At 65.0% G+C, this 583-nt stretch carries 1 protein-coding gene; it reads left to right on the top strand.

Annotated elements, in window-relative coordinates; genetic code table 11:
- Positions 1 to 109: 109 nt before the first annotated feature.
- On the top strand, positions 110 to 424 hold the full coding sequence (locus ACOADB_RS00015) for a hypothetical protein (RefSeq protein ID WP_378595869.1): 315 nt from the start codon (positions 110 to 112) through the stop codon (positions 422 to 424).
- The last annotated feature ends 159 nt before the right edge of the window (positions 425 to 583 follow it).

The raw sequence follows: 583 nt of genomic DNA, 5'->3' as shown, positions 1-583 counted from the left end.
GGTCGGCGCGCACTGATCGAACAGGCCTCCCGCAAGGAAATCTTCATGATGGTGCCAACGGTCAATCTATACCTGTCCTGACCGCAGGGCCTAGACCGAAGGAGCCAGCATGACCGCCACGATCACCATCAACTGCCCCACCTGGTGCCAGCACCGTGACAACCCCCTCAGCCACGACATCGAGGAGCGCATGGACGGAACTCCGATCGTCGATCACACGGTCGACATCGGCCCTCGGGTCTGGGGTTCAGTCACTCAGGAAGTCCTGACCGGGATGACCGAGCCTGCTCGCATTGTCACGATCGACATGGAGTCATCTTCGCCGGGCGTGCCGGACGAGACGCCGGATTCGCTGCGCGAGCTGGCCGCGACGCTCACTCTGGCCGCAGAGTGGCTGGAGCAACAGGCGGGAACGTCCGCCTGACGGACGCACTACGGCCCCGTCGACCAACTACTGGTCGGCGGGGCCGTTCGTCGCTCTCAGCCTGTCTCGGGCATGTCCCGCACGACGGCCGTCAGCACTCGGGCCATGACGTCGACGTGGCCGAGGAGAGTCGCGATCACGTCGGCCGGATCGAGGACT

The sequence above is a fragment of the Nocardioides sp. CPCC 206348 genome (assembly GCF_048654705.1).
Taxonomy (GTDB): domain Bacteria; phylum Actinomycetota; class Actinomycetes; order Propionibacteriales; family Nocardioidaceae; genus Nocardioides.
This window is presented reverse-complemented; position numbering and strand designations above follow the sequence as displayed.

What these genes read in the sequence shown, in the direction of transcription:
- ACOADB_RS00015 (WP_378595869.1), top strand. Translation starts at nt 110, where the DNA reads ATGACCGCCACGATCACCATCAACTGCCCCACCTGGTGCCAGCACCGT.